General features: G+C 65.2%; 6 protein-coding genes and 1 pseudogene. 3 read left to right on the top strand and 4 right to left on the bottom strand.

All coding sequences use genetic code 11. The features are described 5' to 3' along the window. The 3 genes and pseudogenes from WKW82_RS39970 to WKW82_RS39960 form a co-directional block, all read right to left on the bottom strand. Positions 1-141, bottom strand: a pseudogene (locus tag WKW82_RS39970) (non-homologous end joining protein Ku); the annotation flags it as partial. Positions 142-168: 27 nt separating this feature from the next. After that, entirely contained in the window at positions 169-612 is a 444-nt protein-coding gene (locus WKW82_RS39965; protein ID WP_340348758.1) for a hypothetical protein, read from the bottom strand. A gap of 786 nt (positions 613-1,398) precedes the next feature. Further along, positions 1,399-1,632 (bottom strand): hypothetical protein, encoded by a 234-nt coding sequence (locus WKW82_RS39960; protein ID WP_340348757.1) that lies wholly within the window; start codon positions 1,630-1,632, stop codon positions 1,399-1,401. 67 nt (positions 1,633-1,699) lie between these two features. Here WKW82_RS39960 and WKW82_RS39955 point away from each other — a divergent pair, with 67 nt between their 5' ends. The 3 genes from WKW82_RS39955 (at position 1,700) to WKW82_RS39945 (ending at position 6,801) form a co-directional block, all read left to right on the top strand. Then, the gene (locus WKW82_RS39955; protein WP_422823708.1) at positions 1,700-4,906 is read left to right on the top strand and encodes an error-prone DNA polymerase; all 3,207 of its coding nucleotides are present in this window, start codon (positions 1,700-1,702) and stop codon (positions 4,904-4,906) included. Then, complete coding sequence (locus WKW82_RS39950) at positions 4,821-5,951, top strand: hypothetical protein (RefSeq protein WP_340348756.1); 1,131 nt, start codon at positions 4,821-4,823, stop codon at positions 5,949-5,951. Before WKW82_RS39955 ends, WKW82_RS39950 begins: the two co-directional genes overlap by 86 nt. A 409-nt stretch (positions 5,952-6,360) precedes the next feature. Next, entirely contained in the window at positions 6,361-6,801 is a 441-nt protein-coding gene (locus tag WKW82_RS39945; RefSeq protein ID WP_340348755.1) for a KTSC domain-containing protein, read from the top strand. A 167-nt stretch (positions 6,802-6,968) separates the two neighbouring features. On the opposite strand, the gene WKW82_RS39940 is transcribed toward WKW82_RS39945, so the two are convergent. Further along, positions 6,969-7,295: an EthD family reductase gene (locus WKW82_RS39940; RefSeq protein ID WP_340348754.1), complete on the bottom strand. Its 327-nt coding sequence runs from the start codon at positions 7,293-7,295 to the stop codon at positions 6,969-6,971. Positions 7,296-7,490 lie beyond the last annotated feature (195 nt).

Below are 7,490 nucleotides of genomic sequence, written 5' to 3'. Positions count from 1 at the left end.
GCCCACGGGATCCATGCTGCGTTTGTCCAGCCAGTCGAAGTCCACGCCCTCCTCGATCGCGGCCGTGTGCAGCCCGACCGGGATATGCACGAGGCCAAATGTGATGGCGCCCTTCCAGAGAGTTCTGCTGCCCGCGGCCATGGTGGGTTTTCCTTCGCGTGATAGGGATCAGGAGGGCAGTCCGAACCCGAAAGCCGTGGCTTTGTGTCTGGGCTCGGACATGGAATGCGTGGGACGCACAACGGCGGCCGGCTCGCTCGGCGAGTCGTCCTCGCGAGGCGTCGCGGGGGCTGGCGCTGCACGCGCGGACGGTGCTTGTTCGACCGCTTGCTGTGATCGCGGACCGACATCGAGGTCATCAACCATTGCCTGCAGCGCGCGCAATCCGTCTGCCATGGCTTGGCGATAGGTCTTCGCCCGAGACTTCGCGCGCTCCACTTCAATGAGCGTCGCCGCTTCGTCGACCTCGCTCAAGATCCATTGGAAGGCGCCACGTCTCGGCTCCTCTACATGGATGGCCAATCGGCGCAAGGGCGGTACTTTGCGGTTCATCACTGAGCGAATGAACTCTTCGCATGTGACGCGGCCGGCAAAGCCGATGCTGGATGCCACTGCAGCCCATCGGACCCTTCTTCGCTCGACATCAATGTTGCCGCACACAGTGCAACGATCAACGGAATCATCGGCCAACCAAGGGCAAGCACCAGCCCTGTCGTGGTCATCGGACCAAGAAGGAGCACCAGTGCCTTAAGCATTCATTCATCTTGATCCTGTTCGCTCGGAATCGACGTCAGATAAGCGCCCTATCTGCGCTTACCACCCGCGGCGAAACAGGCAGCTCCGGGTAGGCGACGCTGCATCCCAACATCGCGGGAACGGGACACGCAAAAGGAGCACCAGTGCCTCGCGGCGCCCCATCAGACTGCACCTGTGGTGTTGCGCTACTTGACCTTGAGTTCCAATCGCCCGTCTGCGCTTTGGAACGTCTCTGGTCCCGTTCTGTCCACAACTTTCCCGGTGGATAGCCGGTATTCCGCGAATGAGACCTCGTCCTTGGAGGGCTCGCCGGGTGTGGTGCTGGTCGCCTCGCGTGCGCCATACCGCAACACGACGTGCCGCTTCCCCACCTGGTCCAGGACTTCGATCCGTTCAACGACGTGGTTTCGACCTAGTGTCATGCGTGAAGCTCAGGTCGCGGAAGCGACAAGCGCTGTGTATAGAGTGATGGAATGGCAACTCAATCGGCGGCGTGCTTCACCAGCCATGCGATCCGTTTTGTGCCGTGGTGGGACGACGCTGGAGGCCAGAAGTTTCGCGCGATGGCCAAGCACATGGGCGGGCATGCAAAGCTTGGGCGCGGCAGCGCCGAAGAAAGGCCTCAGGCGGCCGCCTGACGCGTCAGTGCCGTGCGTTCTCGCTGCCGATCGGGCGCAACCATTCCACGGTCGCCTCCATCGGCGACAGCGCGCGCAACACCGGGTCGCGTGCCAGCGCCGCGGCCACGGCTTCGAGCTCATCGGGATCGACGGTACGCCAGCGCCGCTGCAGCTGGTGCGCACACGCACCGATCCACAGTTGCCTCTCCTTGTGCTCCTGCCGCTGCCGCCGTTCGGGATCGAGAAATTCGTCCATGGCTGCATCATACAAAACTACTGGTGTTATGTACAGTAGTCAGCCTTGATGCCTTTGCCCATGTTCCGTGATCTCGTCCGACCCGCCCGCTTATGCCGAGCTGCACTGCCGCTCCAATTTCACCTTCCTCGTGGGCGCCTCGATGCCGGAAGAGCTCGTGCGCCGCGCCGCGGAGAAGCGCTACACCGCGCTGGCCCTGACCGATGAGTGTTCCGTCTCGGGCGTGGTGCGTGCGCACCTGGAGGCGCGCGAGTGCGGCCTGCACTTCATCGTCGGCAGCGAGATCCTGCTGACCACCGGCAACGACACCCCGTTCGCCCGCCTCGTGTTGCTGGCGCAGGATCGCCGCGGCTATGGCAACCTGTGCGAACTGATCACCATGGCCCGCCGCAGGGCCGCCAAGGGCCTCTACAAGGCGCTGGTGGCCGATGTGGAGGGCAAGGCACCCAAGGCTCCGCACCTGGCCGGCATGAACGGCTGCATCGCGCTGCTGCTGCCCGCGGCCGACGCGACGGTCGAGAGCCTGTTCGCCCAGGCCATGTGGCTGCGCACCTGGTTCGGCGAGCGCGGCTGGATCGCCTGCAGCCGCCCGCTGGGGATGGACGACGCGCTGCGACTGTGGATCGCGGAACAGGCCTCCGCCCAGTCCGGCGTGCCGATCGTCGCCACGGGAAGCGTGCTGATGCACACGCGAAGCCGCAAGCCCGTGCAGGACGTGCTGACCGCGGTGCGCATCGGCCGGACCGTGGCCGACTGCGGCTTCGAGTTGCTGGCCAACGCGCAGCAGTACCTGCGCGCGCGTTCCCTGCTGCCCGCGCTTTTCCCGTTGGATTGGCTGCAGCAGAGTGTGCGCATCGCAGGCCTGTGCACCTTCAGCCTGGAGGAGTTGCGCTACGAGTACCCGCAGGAGATCGTGCCGGACGGCGAAACACCTGCCTCGCACCTGCGCAAGCTCACCTATGCGGGGACATTGACGCGCTTCCCAACCGGGTTGCCGGAGAAGGTCCGCGCGCAGCTCGAGCACGAGCTGGGGATCATCGCCGAGCTCGCCTACGAGCCCTACTTCCTCACGGTCGCCGACATCGTGCACTGGGCCCGTGCGCGCGGCATCCTGTGCCAGGGCCGCGGGTCGGCGGCGAACTCGGCCGTGTGCTACTGCCTTGGCGTGACCGAGGTCGACCCGGCGCGCACGAATGTGCTGTTCGAGCGCTTCATCAGCGTCGAACGGAAGGAGCCGCCCGACATCGACATCGACTTCGAGCACCAGCGCCGCGAAGAGGTCATGCAGTACATCTACCGCAAGTACGGGCGTGACCGCGCGGCGATCACCGGGGTCATCACCTCCTACCGCACGAGGTCGTCGCTGCGCGATGTCGGCAAGGCGCTCGGCTTCGCGCTCGAGACGGTCGAGCGCCTGGCGAAGACCGCCTATGGCAACGAGAAGGAATGGATCAGCGAGGCCTGCCTGGTCGAGTGCGGGCTCGAGCCCTCGCAGCCCGGGGTGCGCATCTGGCTCGCGCTGGCGAATGAAATACGGGGCTTCCCGCGCCATCTGAGCCAGCACACGGGGGGCTTCGTCATCGCCCGCGACAAGCTCAGTCGGCTCGTGCCGGTGGAGAACGCTGCGATGGACGACCGCACGGTGGTGCAGTGGGACAAGGACGACCTCGATGCGCTGGGCTTGCTGAAGATCGACGTGCTGGCGTTGGGGATGCTGACGGCGATCCACCGCGCGCTCGACCTCGTCGCGGCCAAGCTCGGCCGGCCGTTCGGCATGCAGCAGGTGCCTGCGGAATGTCCGGTGACCTACGCGATGATCCAGCAGGCCGACACGGTGGGCGTGTTCCAGATCGAGAGCCGTGCGCAGATGTCGATGCTGCCGCGGCTCAAGCCCGAGCGCTTCTACGACCTCGTGGTGCAGGTCGCGATCGTGCGGCCCGGGCCGATCCAGGGCGGCATGGTGCACCCGTACCTGAGACGGCGTGCCGGCGAGGAGGCGATCGAGTATCCGAGCGACGAGATCAGGGTGGCGACCGAACGCACGCTCGGAGTGCCATTGTTCCAGGAGCAGGTGATGCAAATCGCGATGCTGGCGGCCGACTTCACCGCGGGCGAGGCCGACCAGCTGCGCCGCGCGATGGGCGCCTGGCGCCGCCGTGGTGGTCTCGAGCCGCACCAGCAGAAGCTGGTCAGCCGCATGCTGGCCAAGGGCTACGCGCCGGAATTCGCCGACCGCATCTCCAGGCAGGTCGAGGGCTTCGGCAGTTATGGTTTTCCGGAAAGCCACGCGGCCAGTTTTGGCCTGCTGGTCTATGTGAGTTGCTGGCTCAAGCGCCACCATCCGGACGCGCTGCTCGCGGCCCTGCTCAACAGCCAGCCGATGGGCTTCTATGCGCCGGCGCAACTGGTGCGCGATGCGCGCGAGCACGGCGTGGTGGTGCGCCCCATCGATGTCACCGTGAGCGACTGGTTCAGCACGCTCGAGGAGGAAGCGCAGGCGCCGACTTCGTCAACATCGTCATTTCCGTCGCCGCGCTGGGACACCACTTTCACCGAGCCCCTGCGTGCGGTGCGCCTGGGCCTGTCGCGCATCGTCGGCATGCGCGAAGCCGTGGCCGGGCGGCTCATGGCCGAGCGCGCGAAGGCGCCGTTCGCCAGCGTCGAGGACATGGCCCGGCGCGCCGCGCTGGATGCGCACGACCTGCGCTGCTTGTCGGCGGCCGACGCGTTGCGCAGCCTCGCGGGGCATCGGCCGAGCGCGGTCTGGGAAGCGGTGGGGGTGGAGACACGACCGACCGAACTCTTGCGCGATGCGCCGACGTTCGAGGAATCGGTCGAGTTTCCGGAACCCGGCGAAGGCACCGACATCGTTGACGACTACGCCTCCATGGGGCTGACCCTGCGCCGTCATCCGCTGGCGCTGCTGCGGCCGAAGCTCGCGCGCTGGGGCATCCGCACCGCGGAGGACCTGCGCCGCAACGGCCGGGACAAGGAGCAGGTGCGCGCGAGCGGCATCGTGACACACCGCCAGCAGCCGAGCACCGCGAGCGGCGTGATCTTCGCGACGCTCGAAGACGAGACCGGAACCGTCAACATCATCGTCTGGCCGAGCGTGGCCGAGGCGCAGCGCGCCGCGCTCCGGGGCTCGATGCTCCTGAGCGTGCAAGGCACGTGGCAGTCGGAGAAAGGTGTGCAGTCGCTGGTCGCGCAGAAGCTGGTCAACCACGACCGGTTGCTGGGACGGCTGCGCGCTTGGAGTCGTGACTTCAGATAAGGCAACGCTTCGGCACTCGACAGGACACTCAGCCGATGCCCTCGCCTCGGGGAAATCCCGAAACGCATTGCCGCGGCGGTGCGATGCCTCCGCCACACAATGGAGGTTGAAGACCCTGGACCTTGATTTGCTTGATCAGATGCAACTCGACATCTTCGAAGACAGCCGCGACGTGATGCTCAGGAACGACGTCGCACACGCACTCGAGCAGCGCGACGCGCTCGGCGCCCGATCGGCCTGCGAACGTCTTGCGCGGGAATATCCCGCCGACGACGCGTTGCCAGCGCTAGCGGCGCTCGCCGAGTCCATCGAAGCGGGTGGCCCCGGACAGCCACGGCCGATCGGCGATCACGAAGCCTTGCGCGCGGCGCGCCAACTGATGGAGCTGACCATCTGCCCTGCGGCGCAACGCGTCTTCGACCAGCGCGATGCAACCCGTTGGCTCCGTGCGGGCTGGCATGACCTGGCGCGGCGCGCCGGCGCGCTGCCCTTCGATGCGAATTGTCCCCAGGATCATGCCGCCGCCCTTTGGCTGCGTGCGGGGGCTTGGGAGGAAGTCGCGCAGGCAGTCGCTTCCATCGAATCGTGGCGGCGGATACCGACGCCGCTCGCCTGGATGGCCGAAGCCCGCTTGCACTTGCTGGGGCTGCGCGCGACTTGGCCGCTGTTGGCGGAATTGGGCTGGTTGTCACCCACGCTGCTGGAAAGTCTTGCGCAACGCTCACCCGACCCGCTCCTGCCCCAGTTGATGCGCAGCTTCGAGGCCAGTTTCAATGCCAACCTCGACGCGATCCCGGAAGGCAACGGCGAGATCGCCGACCTCAGTTGGTTTGCGGCCTGGGTGCTCACAGATCGCCCCGCGCTGCGCGATCAACTGGCGCTCGCGCAGGCATCCATGGACAGCGCGCCGGAGCGGGCGATGCGTCTCATGATCGAATTGCTCGGCTTGGAGCGCCAGGGCCGCCACGCAGACATCGTGGCGCGACGCAAGGTGCTGCGTGACCTTCAGCCTTCGCTGTACGCGGCGTACCTGAAGACGCGCTGAGAATTACGCTGGACGGCCTGGCGCCCTGTTCTTGTTTGCCTGCGCGTAAGGCACGCTACCGGCCCGAGATCGAACAGCGCTCAGGCCTTCGCGACAACCGCAGTGCTAGCTTGCCTCCCACCGCGCGGCGACATCCTGCGCCGACTTATCAGTGGGGCGGCTTGCTGACGGACGTGCGTCAGCAGTTGAGCGGCCGCGAGCTCGTCGCCCCGGATGTGATGACACACCCAGTCTGCAAGCGAGGTGGGGCGCTTGTTGGAATACACGCCCTACTCTCTCGCGGTTTCTCAAAGCGGCGTCACGATCCCGATCACGATGCTTGGCGCGTCCGAGCGGTCCATCTGCAAACGCAGGCTCGAGGACAACCACCACTTGCTCGCATTTGCGAGCGCCAAGCGTTGCGATAGGTATGTACGGCGAGGTTCGCGTCCGTCCGCTTTTCTTCGGTCGGAAGAAGACATCGCTGCAAGCCCGAACTGCGCAAGTAACATTGGAGGTCATGTTGAGATCCATCATCTTTTCGGCGCTCGTCTTGAGTTGCCAGGTAGCCACGGCGGAAACCGTCCAAGTCAAATATCACGGCGTCGTTTCACTTGACGCCTTTACCTGTACGGACGTGAGAGACAGCAGTGACGTTTCACGCATTTGCTACGACAAAGTGGAGCGGTACATGGTTATTCGACTCAAGACGACCTACTACCACTACTGCGAAATTGATGCAGCGACAGTGCAAGGCCTCCAGACGGCCACTTCGAAGAGGCAGTTCTTCGAGGCCCGCATTCGCGGTAGCGGCTCCGACGGACCCTTCGATTGCCGGACGCACCCTGTCCCGAAAAAGTATCGGCAGTAATTGGGCGTCGGTACTCCGGCCAAGGGCTGGCACTGCGCCGCTCAGGCTTGCTGATTTCGATTTCGTGAGTCAATGAAGGGGTGGCGCGCCGGAGCGCTGGCAGCAGCGCCGCCCTGCCCAGTGATTCGCATACGCGGGTGCGCCGCTTGGCGACATTCGCACCTCGGTCAGACTTCCGAGCGCTCGACGACGACCTCACTGATCAGCACCACGGGCTGAATGTCCGTGTAGTTGGCAATGTCGCCTCTGATCTCCTGCTGGTGCTCGCCGGAGGCTGCCCGGTAAGCCTCGAAGGAGGTGCAGACGAATTCGCACTTGGCCACGTAAACAGGGTCAGATTCCGGAGCACGCCCCGAGATGCCCTTGTCCACTGCGTAGTACAGGCATGCAGCGCCGAGCAGCCGTTTCATCATGGGCATATGCCTGTCGCGGTAGTAAGCGTGATCGAATCGCGCGCCTGCGGCGTACGGGTACATGACGCTGACTTTGATCATCTGGATTTCTCCTGTTGTTGCACGGTAGTCCATAGGCCGACGGCTCGGCCAGAAGCAGCCTCACACTGGGAATCGCGCGCCCGACTCTTCCAGGGGCATGCGCAGCCCGTTCGTCAGGTAGCTGACGGTGCGATAGAAGCCAGCCAGCATCAGCAGTTCAATGATGGCTTCTTCGGCAAAGTACCTTCGCAACGC

Origin of the sequence: Variovorax rhizosphaerae (assembly GCF_037889975.1) — a bacterium.
In the GTDB taxonomy this organism is placed as follows: Bacteria; Pseudomonadota; Gammaproteobacteria; order Burkholderiales; family Burkholderiaceae_C; genus Variovorax; species Variovorax rhizosphaerae.
Note: the sequence above shows the minus strand (reverse complement) of the source record. Positions and strands in the feature narration are given on the sequence as shown.

Excerpts from the sequence above, each read along its gene's own strand:
- WKW82_RS39960 (WP_340348757.1), bottom strand. The coding sequence starts at position 1,632 with ATGGACGAATTTCTCGATCCCGAACGGCGGCAGCGGCAGGAGCACAAG.
- WKW82_RS39940 (WP_340348754.1), bottom strand. The coding sequence starts at position 7,295 with ATGATCAAAGTCAGCGTCATGTACCCGTACGCCGCAGGCGCGCGATTC.
- WKW82_RS39945 (WP_340348755.1), top strand. The coding sequence starts at position 6,361 with ATGTACGGCGAGGTTCGCGTCCGTCCGCTTTTCTTCGGTCGGAAGAAG.